The sequence below is a fragment of the Herbiconiux ginsengi genome, from assembly GCF_900107435.1.
GTDB lineage: Bacteria > Actinomycetota > Actinomycetes > Actinomycetales > Microbacteriaceae > Herbiconiux > Herbiconiux ginsengi.
In genome coordinates, this window is sequence record NZ_FNPZ01000002.1 from 559,001 (window position 1) to 574,483 (window position 15,483).

Below are 15,483 nucleotides of genomic sequence, written 5' to 3' on the forward strand. Positions count from 1 at the left end.
AGGTAGCCGGCGGAGTCGCTCCCTTGACACGAAGGCGCCCTGGTGGGAGGTTCGGCGCGAAGCAGGTGGCCGCGAACGACGAGCAGCACAGGAGGCCGGATGACGGAACGGGTGCGGATCGCGGTGATCGGCGCGGGCTTCGCCGGACTCGGCATGGCCGCGCAGCTGCACCGGCACGGCATCGACGACGTCCTCGTGCTGGAACGGGCCGACGACGTCGGCGGGGTGTGGCGAGCGAACACCTACCCGGGCGCGCAGTGCGACATCCGCAGCGATCTCTACTCCTTCAGCTTCGCACCGAACCCGGCGTGGTCGCGGGCGTACTCGCCGCAGCCCGAGATCCTCGACTACCTGCACGACGTGGTGCGCCGCTTCGACCTCACTCCGCACATCCGCTGCGGCACCGAGCTGCTCTCCGCTGCGTGGAACGAGTCGGCCGGCGTCTGGCGGCTCGAGACCTCCGGCGGGCCGATCGAGGCGACTGTGCTCGTCAGCGGCGCCGGCCCACTCGTCGAGGCCGCCTGGCCCGACATCCCGGGTCTCGACTCCTTCGCGGGCCCGCGCTTCCACTCGGCGGCGTGGCGGCACGACGTCGACCTCGTCGGTGCCGAGGTCGCGGTGATCGGCACCGGGGCCTCGGCCATCCAGTTCGTTCCCGAACTGCAGAAGATCGCCGGCCGCGTCACGGTCTACCAGCGATCGGCGCCCTGGGTGCTGCCGCGCCGCAACACCCGCACCTCCGCCCTGCGGCGCCGCTGGTTCGCGCGGCACCCCGCGGTGCAGCGGGCCGCTCGGAGTCTCATCTTCGCGCGCACCGACGCCCAGTTCGCCGGGTTCCGCTTCACCCCGATCGGGCGGGTGGTGGAGCGGATGTCGCTGCGCAACCTGGCGCGCCAGGTGCCGGATGCGGGCCTCCGCGACCGCCTCACGCCCCGTTTCCGCATCGGCTGCAAGCGCATCCTGCTCTCCAGCGCCTACTATCCCGCGATCACCCGGCCGAACGTCGAGCTGGTGGTCTCGTCGATCGTGGCCGTCGAGGGTGACGAGGTCGTGACCGCCGACGGCGCCAGACGGCGGGCCGACGTGCTCATCGCGGGCACCGGATTCATCGCGACCCGACCGCCCGTCGCGGCGCGCATCCGGGGCCGGGACGGCGTGCTGCTCGCCGATCGCTGGTCGCCGCACATGGCGGCGCTCCGCGGCACCACCGTTGCCGGGTTCCCGAACCTCTTCCTGCTCATCGGACCGAACACGGTGTTCGGCCACAACAGCATGGTCTACGTCATCGAGAAGCAGATCGGCTACGTGCTGCAGGCCCTCCGGGCGCTCGGCCGGCAGGGAGCGCGGTCGCTCGAACCCCGAGCGGATGCGCAAGCCCGCTACACCGAGAAGCTGCGCCGTCGGCTGCGCGGTGCGGTCTGGAGCGTCGGCGGCTGCACCAGCTTCTACCTCGACGAGGGAGGCGTGAACACGACGGTCTGGCCCGGCACGGCCGTCGCCTTCGGCCGCGCACTCCGGCACTTCGACCCGGCCGAGTACCTCTTCACCCCCTGAAGTCCGCCGCGCCGCGCCCCTCGCTGGCACTCCCTCAGTCGTGGAGGATGCGCTGGAAGAGCACGTGATCCTGCCAGCGGCCCGCGATCTCGAGGTAGCGCGGCGCGAAGCCGATCCGCTCGAATCCGTTGCGCTGCAGCACGGCCTGTGACGCGGCGTTCTCGGGCAGGGTCGAGGCCTCGACACGGTGCAGTGCGAGCTCGTCGCGGGCGAGCCGGACGACCTCGGCCACGGACGCGCTCATCACCCCTCGCCCGGTGTACCGCGCGTCGATCCAGTAACCGAGGCTCGCGCCCTGGAGAGCGCCTCGCGCGATGCCCGTGAGGTTGGCGCGCCCCACGATCTCCCCGCCGCTCTCCAGCACCAGGGGCAGCATCAGACCGGCGAGGCAGGCCTGGAGTGCTCCGTCGACCTCGGCGGCCTGGCCCTGTTCGGTGAAGAACGCGGGCGGCCGCACCGGGTCCCAATGAGCGAGATGGTCGCGGTTGCGCTCGTACGCGTCGGCGAGGCCGCCCGCGTCGCCGGCCCGGAGCATCCGCAGCACGACGCCGGCACCCACGACCAGCTCGGGCACGACGACTTCCACCACCGCTCCAGGCTAGACGACCCGCCCCGATCGCGGAGGCGGGTCGACGGATGCGCACTCGGAATTTAGGCTGGACGACGTGAACGATCGGATGCCGCGAAGCGATTCGCGGCTGAACGCGGCCCGATACCAGGTCGATCGGCTCTCGCAGGAGCTCGACGCCGAGGAGCACGCCGGCGAAACCGCCGCCGTGCGGCCCGACGAGCAGACGCACGACGCGGGCGCCCCGACGATGGAGCAGCGCGCTCAGTTCGTCGAGATCCAGATCGCCCAGGCCATGCGGCGCGGCGATTTCGATGACCTGCCGGGCGCGGGCAAGCCGCTCACGCACCTCACCGAGAGCTACGACCCGAACTGGTGGATCCGCCGCAAGATCGAACGCGAACGCCTCACCGGCCTCGGGCCTCCGGCCCTCACCCTGCGCACGGAGGACGCCGCCCTCGACGAGCGGATCGACGAAGCCGGCTCCGAACGCGCCGTGCGCGAGCTGCTCACCGACTTCAACCGGCGGGTCATCGAGGCGCGCCGGCAGTTGCAGGGCGGACCGCCGGTGATCACCGCGACGCGCGACATCGAGCTCGAGGTCGAGCGGTGGCAGGAACGCCGCGCGGCCCGTCGGCGCGCCCACGAAGCAGAGCGCGAACGCGAAGCAGCCGCCCGGGCGGCGATGACCTGGCGCGGGCGTCGTCGCGCACGCCGGGCCGAGCGCACCCGCGGACGCGAACGCGACCGCGACCGCGCCGCAGGTACCGACACCGGCGCGGACTCCCCGGACCCTGAACCGCCCGTCACAGAATCCCCCCGCCCCCTGTCCTAGCTCGTGACCGCCGTGGACCACCGCGGTGCGGCACGGATACGGAACAGAACGGAAGAGGGACATCATGAAGATCGTCGTCATCGGAGGAACCGGACTCATCGGGTCCAAGCTCGTCGCGAAGCTCAGCGAGCACGGCCACCAAGCCGTCCCCGCCTCGCCCAATTCGGGCGTGAACACGCTCACCGGGGAGGGTGTGGCCGAGGTGCTCGCGGGCGCCGACGTCGTCGTCGACGTCTCCAACTCGCCCTCGTTCGAGGAGAAGGCGGTGCTCGACTTCTTCACCACCTCCACCACGAACCTCCTCACTGCGGCCGCAGCGGCCGGCCTGAAGCACTACGTCGCCCTCTCGGTTGTCGGCACCGATCGCCTGGCCGAGAGCGCCTACTTCCGCGCCAAGATCGCCCAGGAGACGTTGATCACCGAATCGGGCCTGCCCTACTCGATCGTGCACGCCACCCAGTTCTTCGAGTTCGTGAAGAGCATCGCGGATTCCGCGACCGTCGACGGCGTCGTGCACCTGTCGCATGCCCTCATCCAGCCGATCGCCGGAGAGGACGTGGCGGCGGCGGTCGCCCGCACCGCCGTGGGCGAGCCGGTGAACGGCATCCGTGAAGTGGCCGGCCCTGAGGTCTTCGGACTCGACGAGCTCATCCGCGCCGGACTCGCTCTCCGCGGCGACACCCGCGACGTCGTCGCCGACCCCGGGGCCCGCTACTTCGGCGCCCTGCTGGGCGAGCGCACCCTGCTCCCGAGCGAGAACGCGGAGCACTCGGAACAGAAGTACACCGACTGGTTCCCCCTCAACACACCCCCGGTCTAGCCTTCGGAAGCCCTCCGTGGCCGGGGCAGGGCGCGAGCGCCGACCGTTCAGGAGAAGGCGGCGATCCCCGTCAGGGCCCGACCAAGCACGAGCTGGTGGATCTCGTCGGTGCCCTCGTAAGTGCGCACCGACTCGAGGTTCGCGAGGTGCCGCATCACGGGGAACGCGCTCGTCACGCCGTCGCCGCCGAGCAGCGCCCGGGCCTCCCGCGCGATCTGCAGCGCCTCGCGCACGCTGTTGAGTTTGCCGGCGCTGATCTGCGCGGGCGTCAGCGCGCCGCGTTCCTTGAGCCGGCCCAGGTGCAGGGCGAGCAGCATGCCCTTCTCGTATTCGACGAACATGTCGGCGAGCTTGCCCTGCACGAGCTGCCGCGCTCCGATCGGCGCCCCGAACACCTCCCGGGTGCGGGCACGGCCGAGCGCCGCCTCGAGGCACGAGCGAGCCGCGCCCAGCGCGCCCCAGACGATGCCGTACCGCGCCTCATTCAGACACGCGAACGGCCCCGAGAGCCCCTGCGCACCGGGCAGCACAGCCTCGGCCGGCAGCCGGACCCCGTCGAGCACGACGTCGCACTGGATCGACGCGCGCATCGAGAGCTTGCCGGCGATCGGTGTCGCCGCGAACCCCGGGGTCGAGGTCGGCACCACGAAGCCGCGCACGACGTCATCGTCGTCCTTCGCCCAGATCACGGCGACGTCGGCGATCGAGGCGAGCCCGATCCAGCGTTTGACGCCGTCGAGCACCCAGTCGCCGCCGTCACGGCGAGCCCTCGTGGTCATGGCCGCCGGATCGCTGCCGCCGGCGGGCTCGGTGAGCCCGAAGCATCCGATCGCCTCACCCTGCGCCAGCCGCGGCAGCCACTCGCTCTTCTGTTCCTCGGAGCCGTGCTTGTGCAGGGCCGACATCGCGAGCGAGCCCTGCACCGACACGAAGGTGCGCCAGCCGCTGTCGGCCGCCTCGAGCTCGTGGCAGACCAGGCCGTACGCCACCGCCCCGGCGCCGGCGCAGCCGTATCCGCTGAGATGCATGCCGAGGAAGCCCTCGGCCGCGAGTTCGGGCACCAGCGACCGCCGGAAGTGGGCGTTCTCGAAGTCGTCCTCGATCACGGGCAGGATGCGCTCTGTCGCGAACGCGCGCGCCCGCTGCTGCCAGCCGCGCTCCTCGTCGGTGAGCAGCGCATCCAGATCGAAGACGGTGTCGACGAGGAGGGTCATGGGGTCCTAACGTTCCGCGTCCGCCCTTTCTACACCTTCGACCGGTCGATCCCGGTAAAGTTGTCGACGGTGCGCCGGGAAGTCTGGTCGGCGGGCGATCGCTGATCGCTCCAACTCGTCGTCGAGCCGCCTGGGCGGCAGCAGGGACTCCGCATGACTCTCATCCGCTCCGAACGCGTCGCCGCCGTGCTGCTGCTGGCCGCCGCCGCCCTCGGACTTCTCGCTGCGAACAGCCCGCTGGGCGCCGGCCTGATGGCCCTGCAAGACGCCCACCTCGCCATTCCGGGCACCCCGCTCGACCTCTCGGTCGGCCACTGGATCAGCGACGGCCTGCTCGCCGTGTTCTTCTTCGTGGTGGCGGTGGAGTTGAAGAACGAGTTCACGGTCGGGCAGCTGAATTCGGTGTCGAAGGCGGTGCGGCCCGCGATCGCGGCGCTCGGCGGCGTGATCGTGCCGGCCCTGGTGTACCTCGCGTTCACGGCCGGTTCGGGCTACGAGGGCGGCTGGCCGATCCCCACCGCCACCGACATCGCGTTCGCGCTCGGGGTGCTCGCCGTGTTCGGCAAGGGCATCCCGTCGCGGCTGCGGATCTTCATCCTGGCGCTCGCCATCCTCGACGACATCGTGGCCATCCTCATCATCGCCGTGTTCTTCACGGCCGATCCGAACCTGCTGATGCTCCTGCTCGCGGCCGTCGGGGTCGCGGTGTTCGGCCTGCTCAGCCGGCTGCTCGGCACCCGGTTCCGGATGCTCGTCGCCGTCGCCCTGGTGGTCGTCGGGCTGGTCACGTGGTCGCTGGTGTACCTCTCGGGCGTGCACGCGACGATCGCGGGTGTGGCGCTCGGACTCGTGATGGTGCGCAAGCCCGCGCTGCACGTCCGGCACGCGCTTGAGCCCGTGACGAACGGCGTCATCCTGCCGTTGTTCGCCTTCTCGGCCGCGCTCGTGGCGATCCCGGCGGTCGCGCCCGACGAGTTGGCGGCGCCGTTCTGGGGAATCCTGGTGGCGCTCCCGGTGGGCAAGCTGATCGGCATCTCGCTCGGCGGCTGGCTCTCCCGGTTCGTCGGTCCGCGCGAGCGGCGCCCGCACCTGACGTTCCAGGGACTGATCACCGCGGGGGCACTCGGCGGCGTCGGCTTCACGGTGTCGCTGCTGATGAACGAGCTGGCGTTCGCCGACTCCCCTGAGGTGGCCGACGAAGGAACCCTCGCGGTGCTCCTCGGCTCTGCCGTGTCGATCGTCGTGGCGGCGATCCTGGTCTCGCGGCTGGCCGCGTCGTACAGACGGTTGCGGATGCTCCGCCTCGCCGCCGAGCAGAGGGTGCGCGGCGCATGAGCCCTAGTCGGGCACGCGGCCCACGACGTAGCGGAACGCGTTGAGCAGACGGTAGCCGCCCTCGGGCCGGGCGAACGGGCGGGCCGCCGCGAGCACCACCGCTGCCGACGCCCGCCGCTCCTCGGGCGGTGCACCGAGCAGCACGCCCCGCACGAGCGAGTCGTCATCGGCCGCCTCCCAGGGCAGTTCCACAAGCCCGGCCGAGAGCACCTCCAGCCCGGCGTCGCGGAACAGTTCCTCCAGCCCGCCTTCGACCCGCAGATCGCCGTCAGGCAGCGGGTCCTCGCCGTCGGCCGCCGCCACGGCTATCTCCACCGAGTCGATGTCGTTGTGCGCACGATCCGCCCAGTTCGCCACCGCGATCCGTCCACCGGGCCCGGCCACGCGGATCATCTCGCCGAGCGCCTCCAGCGTGTCGTCGGCGAACTGCAGCGCGTTCACGGCCGTCACGACGTCGAACGACACGTCGGCCCAGGGCAGGTCCTCCATCCCTCCCTGCCTCACCTCCGCACCCGGTGCGCGACGCTTCGCCTCGTCGACCATGCCCCGCGCAGGATCGATGCCGACGGCCACGGCTCCGGCCTCGGTGAGCGCCCTCAGGAACTCGCCGCTTCCGCATCCCACGTCGAGCACGCGGGTTCCGGTCGCTACCCGACCCTCGGCGATGAGGATGTGCCGCACGGGGTCCGCGAAATCGCCCCAGAGCGAGGCCCACTCCCCCGCGACGGCCGACCAGCCCTGCCGGTCGCCATCGTCGTGGCCGTCGCTGCTCCCGCTGCTTGTGTCGCCCGACATCCGCACCTCCCGCGCACTGTCTCACCGCTCTGGCCGATTATCGCAGCAGCGGTCTCCTCGACCCGGTCGCGCACCGCTCGTGGCCTGGAACGACTGCCTCGCGTCAGGTGCGCCGGCGCCTCCGGTGGTCACGAATGCCCGAGAAGAACATCCAAGCGGCGTAGCCGAACAGCCCTCCCACGACGACCGGCACGACGAATCCGCGCCACTCGCCGTTGACCGCGTTGTTGACCCACCCGAGCATCGGGATGCTGTACCAGAGCACACCGACGATCTGCACCTCCTGCACGGGATCCTCATCGGCCAGGTCGTTGTTGTCGCCTCGGGTGACGAAGGTGGTGCTGCCGGCGGTGGAGATCGTCTTCTCGATCACCCGGTGACTCACCACCCCGGGCTTGCCCGACTCGATCTGATAGGTGAGAACGTCACCGACCCGGATCTCGCCCACGGGCACGGGATGCACGACGATGAGCGTTCCCGGCGGCAATCCCGGTTCCATCGACTGGGTGAGCACGGTGAGCGGCCGGCCGCCGACGAGGGCGGGCAGCGCGATGGTCAGCACCGCGAGGGCGAGCACCAGCACGAGGAAGGCGGCGCTCACCGCCGTCCCCAGGTAGTGGGCGAGGCTCTTCTCGACGGGCGCGCTCGACGGCACCCGGCTGTGCTTGCCCGGCCCTCCACGCGTCGCCAGCTCGGTCATCCCAGGGCCCTCCGTCGTCGGGACTCACGAACGGCCAGAATCCCCAGCGTCGCCAGGCCGGTCAGCAGCGCGAGGGCACCGGCAGCCAACGGACCATCGATCGCCGCACCCGTGTCGGCGACTCGTCGGCCCGACCCGCCCGATCCGTCTCCCGGCCGATCCGGCCGGTCCGGCACGCCCGGCACCACGGTTCCGGATGCGCAGTCCGCCGTCTCCGAGGCGGGGTCGGCCGGATCGCGGAGCGCCACCACGAAGTCGAGCCCCGCCTGGTCGTCGGCCGCCGCGCGTCCGGTCACCGAGGGCGAGAAGGCCACGGTGATCCGCACCGCCACGGTCTCCTCCGGTTCGAGTCGCGGGCCGCGCAGGATCAGGGCACACTCGGCGGCCGAACCGAGCGTGATCGGCGCATCCGCCGCTCCCCCGTCGATCGCGGCCGAGATCGCGATGGCCGCGGCGAACTCGGCACTGCTCGCCCAGGCGTGGGTGCCGCTCACCCTCAACACCCCGCCGAGCTCGCCGGCGTTGCGCACCCACAGGGTGGCCGTCTCGCGGTCGCCCGGAACGAACCTGCCCCATCCGGTGAACAGAGGCGTCGTGACCGCCCCGCCGTAGTGCGTGCCGTCGTCGCTCACCTCGATTCCCGGATCGTGGCGGTGGCCGGCATCCGGCCCGGCCGAAGCCGAGGCCGGCGTCGTCGGAGCGGCCGCTGCGGCGCCGACCGCGAACACCACGAAGGCGAGCACGGCGCTGCGGCGGGTGGCGCACATCAGTCGACGTCTCATGCCGGGCACTTCACCTGCAGCACGGTCACGAGCAGCGAGTAGCGCAGATTCACCGTCGTGCCGGCCGAGGTGGTGCCATAGGTGGAGTCGAGCGATTGCACGAGCACCGCGACGGTGCCGGGGCTGAAGATGCTCCCCAGCCCCAGATCCAACCCGTTGACCGTGACGGAGGTGGCCGCGTTCGACGCTTTGACGGTGGAGCCGTCGGACGCCTTGACGATCCGGTAGGTCGTCGCGCCTGGGACAGCGGTCCACGAGAGCGTGACGACCCCTGTGCCGAGGCCCGTGCCGTCGACGCAGGTGATCGGTGCCGGATTCGGCACCTGGTAGACCGACTGGGTGAACGCGGCGCCGGGGGCCGTCGCCGTCCAGTTCGTGCCGACGTGACCGGTGAGCGTGAACACCGGCGACACGGTCTGGCCCTGCGAGACGGCCACGGTCGTGTTCAGCCGGGTCGCCGCACACAGGGTGACGGATGCGCCGATCGCCACCGAGGCGAAATCTGCCGGGAGCGCAGGCGGTAGCGCCAACGTGCCGATGGTGGTGCCCGAACCCGGGATGGTGGCTGCGCATGCGCCCGCCGATCCGGCCCAGAAGGTGAGCGCCACGTTCGGCGCAAGGGTTCCGGCCACCCCGGAGACGGCGAGCGTGACGGCGAGCGGGGCGCTGCCGGTGTTTGCGAAGACGAGAGGGGCGATGGTCGGCGTCGAGGCGCTCCCGGCGCCTGTGAATTTGTATTCCTTCGTGAGCCCGGCGGTGCCCGCGAGGGTTCCGGATGCCGTCGCCCCCGTCGTCGTCGACGTCAACGACACCGAAGCGGCGACCCAGTATGCGCCCGCTGTCGAGCCGGTCACGGCGACGAGGAAGGTGACGACGAACACGCCGAGCGCGAAACGCCACGGGCGACGAGCGCGGAGCCGGGTGCGCACGTTCACGGCACCTGCCGTCCGTCGAGTACCAGGGAGAAGCCGGCACCGGCCTGAGCATTGGCGCCGGCGGGCGCGTCCAGGGGCAACGAGACGCTGACACAGACGACGGCCGAGTCTCCCGGGGCCAGGCGGACGGTGAGCTCGGTGGGCACCACCGCGGCGAAAGTCGCCGTCCAGGTCGGCGTGAACCCGGCCGAACAGGCGGCCGCCGAGGCGCCGATGGCGACACCGACCGTGAGTGCGCTCGTGAAGGGGTTCACGGTCGTGCTCTGGGTGAGGCCGGCGATGCGCAGCCGAAGTGGGACTGCGCCCGTGTTGCGCACGGTGCCGGAGCCGCTGACGGTCTGACCCGGGTAGAGGGCGGTGCTCGGGAGCGCGAGCGGAGTGGTGACGACGAGGGTCGCTGTGCCGCCGACCAGCGTCGCCCCCGCTGACTGCGCACTCGACCGAAGGAAGGCGTAGGTGCCGCCGGCGGTGACGGCGGCAAGCACGACCGCGACGGTCGCGCCCAGCGCCAGGGCGAGCATCCGTCGGCTCAGCCCTGAGCGGGACGGGGGCAAGCCGCTGCCTCCGTGCCGGCCGCGGCCGCGCGGACGGAACGACGACCGTGACGGCAGAGCGCCGCGCGACCGAGGATGCTGTGCAACCCCGGCCGCGACGCCGCCCTGCCCTGAGATCACTGGGTCTGCGTGAGGGTGACCGCCAGGTTGCTGAGGTTCACCGAACCGAGCTTGGCGTCATTCTCCGCGCCCGCGACCGCGCCGAACGGGAAGGCGAGCTCGACGCTCACCGTCACCACTTGGGACACACCGGCGGTGCCGGCCACGACCGTATAGGTCGGGCTGGTGCCGGAGATGCCGGTGCCGGTCGCATCGAGTTCGGCGTTGTCGACGAGGTACCCGGCCAAGGCGATGTCAGCAGCATTGCCTGCCGTGGTCGGAGCGATGGAGCCGCCCGCCAGCGCGAGAGTCGCCTGAAGGTTGTCACCGACCGCGGTGACCGTGAGGTCGTCGGTGTAGGTCAGGGTGTCGCCCGGAACGATGCGATACGTGGCGACGTCGATCGTGGTGCCGTTCTGATCGGTCCAGACGCCGGCGGCGCCCGTGTTCGCGACGAGCAGGTTTCCGGCGACGATCGTTCCTCCCGCGACGTTTGCCGTGGAGTTCCAGAAGGCGAAGGTGCCTGCTCCCCCGAGCAGGAGTACGACACCGGCGGCGCCGGCGATCGCACCTTTGGCGAGCTTGTTCATGTGGGTTCCTTTCGAGCGCGGGTCCCCCGGCGCACTGTGCGACTCGTGATCGCGGATGGATGGTGCGTTGACGCAACCTTCGTGCATCGGTTGTCGAACCCCATTCGGTGATCCCGACCCCCGGGCATGTCGCTGCACTCCGCATTGTGCGCCGCACACGGGCAGTCGTCGTGATTCGACGACGACGTGGCGCGCGGATGACGCTACCTGTCGCTCAGGTGAGGGCGCCTCGGTGATCGGCGGATCGGGAAGGCCCGGCCTCCGCCGGTCAGAGTGCCGATTTCAGGGCGCGACGGGCGTCTTCCGCCAAGGCGAGAGCACGCCGGGCCTGATCGACCGAGCGTTGATAGAGCACCCCGTAGGTGAACGACCCCTCGCCCGCCGCTTCGGCCCGCCGCGCGGTGAGCAACATGTACTCGGCGAAGAGCGAGGCATCGCGGTGCCAGCCGAGCGCGTCCTGCAGATCCTCGGCGGCATCGCCCACCGATTCGGCGTGGTCGCCGAGCACTCCGGCAGCGCCGGTGGTGGCGAACTCGGCGGCGTGGCGCAGCCGGCGCGCGGCCTTGCGTGAGTCGTGCAGCGCACCGAGCGCTCCCGCGGCCGCCACGATGTCGGGGCCGAGCACGCGGCGTGCCTCCCGTTCCTTCACCGATCGGGCGAGCGCGCGCTTGCCCGCCTTGCGGAGGGTGCGGCGCGCTTCCTTCTTCGGCTGGCGGGGAGCATCCGGCACGACCGGCGCACCGCCCGTGAACGAATCGAGCACATCCAGCAGCCGGTAGTAGACCGATCCGGTCATCACGGTCACCAGGCGGGCATGGGCCTCGTCGTGCTCGGCACGGGTGTCATCGACCAGACGGCGCCGGGCATCCGGATCGTCGACCCCGCGGTCGGTCTCCAGCTCGTCGAGGGCGAACGCCGCCCAGTCGGCACGCACCTCGAGATCGCGCACCTCGCCGAGCACCGCCCCGAAACGCGACAGCGCGTTGCGCACCTGTTCGACCGGCTCCGGATCGAAGAGGTCACGATGCGTCGCGAGCACGTTGCGCAGACGGCGCACCGTGGTGCGCATCTGGTGCACCGCATCCGGACGGTCGGCTCGCACGGCGGGATCGAGAGCGACGACCTGGGCGACGAGTTCCGCCACTCCGTCGAGCACCCGGGCAGCGGCGGGCGAGGGCGAGCCCTTGCCACCCGGCGTCGACGACGACGCGGACGCCGCGGGCGAGCCGAGCCCGGTACGCCCGATCGCCTGGGCCAGCTTGGAGACGCTCGGCGACACCGTGGCGCCCACGGCGAGCAGGCGGGCCTCGACCTCGTCGAGCAGCGCCGACCGGCCTTCCGGAGTTCCGGGCGCGGCCGGACCGAGTTCGACCTCCCACTCCCGCCACAGCCGCACGGAGCCCTCGCGCGCATCCGTCGCCGACACCGTGTCGTCGGCGACCTCGGCGACGAGCGCTCCGGATGCGTCGAGCAGTTCGGTCACACGCCGCGTCGTCGAGACCCGGGCGAGTGGAGTGAGCGGATGGTCGCGCACGTGCACGCGCACCGGTGCGAGCACCTCGCGCGGAACGGTGTCGTCGGCGAGGGGGTGGTCTTCGTGCCGGCCCACGTCGAGCGGCCACTGCAGTTCGGTGCGACCCTCCGCGGCCGGCAGCTTGATGTGCCACCCCTCGTCGTGACCGCCCTGGCGCCGGCGCAGCGCGATCCGCTGCCGGGCCAGCGCGCCGTCGGCGGTGTCGAAGTACACCGCCTCGAGCTGCACCGCCTCGACGGCACGGGCCGATTCGACCCGGGTGCCGGTGGCTTCGCCGACGCCGGAGAGATCCGGCAGCGGCAACTCCTCGCCCACGGAGTACTTGCGTTCGATCTCGACCTGCTCGGAGTGCGTCGCAGGATCGGTGTGAGTCGGGGATTCGTTCTGGCTCATGGCTCCGGTCTATCTCTTCCCGGCGAGTTCCGCTTCCCGCCGTCGCGATTCAGAGGACACTGACACTTGTGTCCGTCCCCCTCCTCATTCTGGTCACTCGACCCGTCGTCGGCGTAACCGACGGACGAACGGATGCCGTCACCTCCGCCCCCGAGCTGAGCACCGACGCCGGTTTCCACTTCGCGAACGCCTCCCTGCCGCAGCTCAGCGTGCTCGATCTGGGGGTCACGCGCGGCGACGGGGTGTTCGACTCGCTCCTGGTCGCCGACGGCCGCATCCCCGCGCTCGAGACGCATCTCGCCCGCTTCGCCGACTCGGCCCGGCTGCTCGATCTGCCGCAGCCCGACCGTGCGGTCTGGCGGGCCGCCATCGCGGCCGCCGTGGCCACGCATCCGCCCGTTCCGGTGCTGGCGGTGAAACTGGTGCTGACGCGCGGGATCGAGGGCACGGGCGTGCCCACCGCCTGGGTGCTCGCCCAGCCGGCTCTTGACTTCACCGCGGTGCGGCGCACGGGTGTGAAGGTCGTCACTCTCGATCGCGGCTACCGGCACGACGTCGCCGCCACCTCGCCGTGGCTGCTGCAAGGGGCGAAGTCGCTCTCCTATGCCGTCAACGCGGCGGCGATCCGGGAGGCGCAGCGACGGGGCGCCGATGACGTGATCTTCATCAGCTCCGACGGTTTCGTGCTCGAAGCCCCGACCGCGAGCGTGCTGCTGCGCGAGGGCAACCGGTTCTCCACGCCGAGTGCCGAGCTGGGGATCCTGCCCGGAACCACGCAGCGTCGCGCCTTCGAATTCCTGCGCACCTACGGCTACGAGACGGATGCGGTGCGGCTGCGGGCGAGCGACCTGCGGCGGGCCGATGCGATCTGGCTGGTGTCGAGCATCCGGCAGGCGGTCTCGGTCACGCAGCTCGACGGTGAGCCGGTGGGGGTCGACGAACGGCTGACCGAGCAGATGAACGACCATCTCGGGCGCGCCGGCGACTGAGCGGTTGCCCTAGGCGGTCCGCTCGTCGTGCGTCGCGCCTCGTGCGCGGCCGCGGCGCCTCAGGCGGCGTCGGCGGCAGAACGCTGCACGGTGTCGCCCACCCAGCGCACGAGCGGGATGAGCAGCGCGGCGAGCTCTTCGCCGAGCGGGGTCAGACTGTAGTCGACGCGCGGCGGCACCGTTCCCCGGGAATCGCGCAGCACGAACCCGTCGCCTTCGAGGGCTCGCAGCGTCTGCGCCAGCATCTTCTCGCTGATGCCCTCGACGTAGCGGTGCAGCTCGCCCCAGCGCATCGACTTCTGGGCGAGGGCGACCACGACGAGCACGCCCCACTTGCTCGTGACATGGTCGAGCACGATGCGGCTCGGGCAGTTCGACGCGAACGGGGTGACGAGGCCCGTGCGATCGCCGTCGGGCCAGTCGGCGTTGATGGCGTCCCAGATGCTTTCATTCACGTCACTAGCTTACCGAAAAGTGGGTACCTCCCGTCGGGAAGTATTGCGGATACGCTTCGGTTCCACTCCTCGACCGGCCCGTGAGTGCGGGCCGCGGAAAGGACGGAATCCTCATGACCATCGTCGTCACCGGCGCCACCGGACACCTCGGCCGCCTCGCGGTCGACCATCTGCTCGCTCGCGGCATCCCGGCCGCCGACCTCGTCGCCGCCGGCCGCAACCCGGAGAAGCTGGAGGCCCTGGCCGAGGCCGTGCCCGGCATCCGCACCGCCGTCATCGACTTCGCCGACCCTGCGAGTCTCGACGCGACGTTCGCCGGCGCCTCCGTGCTGGTGCTCGTCTCGGCGAGCGAGCCCGGACAGCGGGTCGCTCTGCACGTGAACGCCATCGAGGCCGCTCAGCGCGCCGGGATCGAACGGATCGTCTACACCAGCGCCCCGCACGCCACCACTTCTGCTCTCGTGCTCGCTCCCGAGCACAAGGCGACGGAAGAGGCGCTCGCCGCCTCGGGTCTGGTGACGACCATCCTGCGCAACAACTGGTACAACGAGAATTACACGTCGGCCTTCGCGCAGGCCCGTGAGACCGGGGTGTACTTGACCAGCACCGGTTCGGGCCGGGTCGCCAGCGCCGCCCGTTCGGACTACGCAGAGGCGATCGCCGCCGTGCTCACCACGCCGGGCCACGAGGGCGCCGTGTATGAGCTCTCCGGCGACGTCGCCTGGACCGGCGAGGAGTTCGCCGAGGCGGCGACATCCGTTCTCGGCCGCCCGATCGAGTTCCGTTCCGTGAGCCCCGAGGAGCACCTCGCGATCCTCACCGACGCGGGTCTGGATGCCGGCACCGCGGGGTTCGTGGTGGCGCTCGACGGCAACATCCGCGACGGACTGCTCGCCGAGACCTCGGGCGAGTTGGCCCAGCTGATCGGACACCCGACCACCCCGCTCATCGACTCGCTCCGGGCGTTCTAGCGCGCTGCCCTTTGCCGTGGGCGCCGTGCTCCGCGCGGCGTCCGCAGGCTGCGCCGGTCGCTACGCGGCGCCGCGCGGCATCTGACGGTGAGGTCGCCGGCGCGGCCTCACCGTCACCCTGGGTAGTCGAGGGCCTGATGAGTCCGCCCTGGGCGAGGGCCGGGCACCGGAGTCGGACGTCACAATGTCGGTAGCTCATGGTTGACTTATTCTCATGAACCAGTCGATCGTCGTCTTCACCCCGACACCCGCCCCGGGGTCGGATGCGCGCGACCGCGCCGGGTCCAGTCGCTCCGCCGCCGCCCGCGATGCGTGCAGTCTGGGCGAACTGGGTGCCCGCTTCGATCAGGTGGTGCGCGG

Annotated in this window: 16 protein-coding genes; 6 read left to right on the plus strand and 10 right to left on the minus strand. The window is 71.3% G+C overall.

Going from position 1 to position 15,483, the window contains the following annotated elements; genetic code table 11:
- The first annotated feature begins 99 nt into the window (after positions 1 to 99).
- Positions 100 to 1,554: a flavin-containing monooxygenase gene (locus BLW00_RS10960; RefSeq protein WP_092553705.1), complete on the plus strand. Its 1,455-nt coding sequence runs from the start codon at positions 100 to 102 to the stop codon at positions 1,552 to 1,554.
- 34 nt (positions 1,555 to 1,588) lie between these two features.
- Here BLW00_RS10960 and BLW00_RS10965 read toward each other — a convergent pair whose 3' ends face one another.
- Positions 1,589 to 2,143, minus strand: coding sequence for a GNAT family N-acetyltransferase (locus BLW00_RS10965; protein WP_322788338.1), 555 nt, complete (start codon positions 2,141 to 2,143; stop codon positions 1,589 to 1,591).
- Positions 2,144 to 2,219: 76 nt separating this feature from the next.
- Between BLW00_RS10965 and BLW00_RS10970 the strand changes: the two genes are divergently transcribed.
- The gene (locus BLW00_RS10970; RefSeq protein ID WP_407650965.1) at positions 2,220 to 2,957 is read left to right on the plus strand and encodes a DnaJ family domain-containing protein; all 738 of its coding nucleotides are present in this window, start codon (positions 2,220 to 2,222) and stop codon (positions 2,955 to 2,957) included.
- A gap of 64 nt (positions 2,958 to 3,021) precedes the next feature.
- Entirely contained in the window at positions 3,022 to 3,777 is a 756-nt protein-coding gene (locus BLW00_RS10975) for an SDR family oxidoreductase (protein WP_092553711.1), read from the plus strand.
- 47 nt (positions 3,778 to 3,824) lie between these two features.
- On the opposite strand, the gene BLW00_RS10980 is transcribed toward BLW00_RS10975, so the two are convergent.
- Complete coding sequence (locus BLW00_RS10980; protein WP_092553714.1) at positions 3,825 to 4,991, minus strand: acyl-CoA dehydrogenase family protein; 1,167 nt, start codon at positions 4,989 to 4,991, stop codon at positions 3,825 to 3,827.
- Between the two features lie 153 nt (positions 4,992 to 5,144).
- Between BLW00_RS10980 and nhaA the strand changes: the two genes are divergently transcribed.
- A complete protein-coding gene (gene nhaA / locus BLW00_RS10985; RefSeq protein ID WP_092553718.1) occupies positions 5,145 to 6,326 on the plus strand; it encodes a Na+/H+ antiporter NhaA in 1,182 nt (393 codons plus the stop codon).
- 3 nt (positions 6,327 to 6,329) lie between these two features.
- Here the strand turns inward: nhaA and BLW00_RS10990 are convergent, their stop codons facing one another.
- From BLW00_RS10990 to BLW00_RS11020, 7 genes are all read right to left on the minus strand, one after another.
- Positions 6,330 to 7,121 carry a class I SAM-dependent methyltransferase gene (locus tag BLW00_RS10990; RefSeq protein WP_092553721.1) on the minus strand — a complete coding sequence of 264 codons (792 nt, stop codon included), beginning with the start codon at positions 7,119 to 7,121 and terminating at the stop codon, positions 6,330 to 6,332.
- A 103-nt stretch (positions 7,122 to 7,224) separates the two neighbouring features.
- On the minus strand, positions 7,225 to 7,821 hold the full coding sequence (locus BLW00_RS10995) for a signal peptidase I (protein WP_092553724.1): 597 nt from the start codon (positions 7,819 to 7,821) through the stop codon (positions 7,225 to 7,227).
- Entirely contained in the window at positions 7,818 to 8,603 is a 786-nt protein-coding gene (locus tag BLW00_RS11000) for a hypothetical protein (RefSeq protein ID WP_139256680.1), read from the minus strand. Before BLW00_RS11000 ends, BLW00_RS10995 begins: the two co-directional genes overlap by 4 nt.
- On the minus strand, positions 8,600 to 9,538 hold the full coding sequence (locus tag BLW00_RS11005) for a hypothetical protein (protein WP_092553730.1): 939 nt from the start codon (positions 9,536 to 9,538) through the stop codon (positions 8,600 to 8,602). The genes BLW00_RS11000 and BLW00_RS11005 overlap by 4 nt, the downstream gene beginning before the upstream one ends.
- Positions 9,535 to 10,092 carry a hypothetical protein gene (locus tag BLW00_RS11010; protein ID WP_139256681.1) on the minus strand — a complete coding sequence of 186 codons (558 nt, stop codon included), beginning with the start codon at positions 10,090 to 10,092 and terminating at the stop codon, positions 9,535 to 9,537. Before BLW00_RS11010 ends, BLW00_RS11005 begins: the two co-directional genes overlap by 4 nt.
- A gap of 116 nt (positions 10,093 to 10,208) precedes the next feature.
- Positions 10,209 to 10,781, minus strand: a complete 573-nt coding sequence (locus BLW00_RS11015; RefSeq protein ID WP_092553736.1) for an alternate-type signal peptide domain-containing protein — start codon at positions 10,779 to 10,781, stop codon at positions 10,209 to 10,211.
- 268 nt (positions 10,782 to 11,049) lie between these two features.
- Positions 11,050 to 12,708 (minus strand): CYTH and CHAD domain-containing protein, encoded by a 1,659-nt coding sequence (locus BLW00_RS11020; protein ID WP_092553738.1) that lies wholly within the window; start codon positions 12,706 to 12,708, stop codon positions 11,050 to 11,052.
- Between the two features lie 68 nt (positions 12,709 to 12,776).
- On the opposite strand from BLW00_RS11020, the gene BLW00_RS11025 reads away from it, so the two are divergent.
- Entirely contained in the window at positions 12,777 to 13,697 is a 921-nt protein-coding gene (locus BLW00_RS11025; RefSeq protein WP_245741520.1) for an aminodeoxychorismate lyase, read from the plus strand.
- 59 nt (positions 13,698 to 13,756) lie between these two features.
- On the opposite strand, the gene BLW00_RS11030 is transcribed toward BLW00_RS11025, so the two are convergent.
- Positions 13,757 to 14,128, minus strand: a complete 372-nt coding sequence (locus tag BLW00_RS11030; RefSeq protein ID WP_092554689.1) for a winged helix-turn-helix transcriptional regulator — start codon at positions 14,126 to 14,128, stop codon at positions 13,757 to 13,759.
- A gap of 137 nt (positions 14,129 to 14,265) precedes the next feature.
- Between BLW00_RS11030 and BLW00_RS11035 the strand changes: the two genes are divergently transcribed.
- The gene (locus BLW00_RS11035) at positions 14,266 to 15,123 is read left to right on the plus strand and encodes an SDR family oxidoreductase (RefSeq protein WP_092553741.1); all 858 of its coding nucleotides are present in this window, start codon (positions 14,266 to 14,268) and stop codon (positions 15,121 to 15,123) included.
- The last annotated feature ends 360 nt before the right edge of the window (positions 15,124 to 15,483 follow it).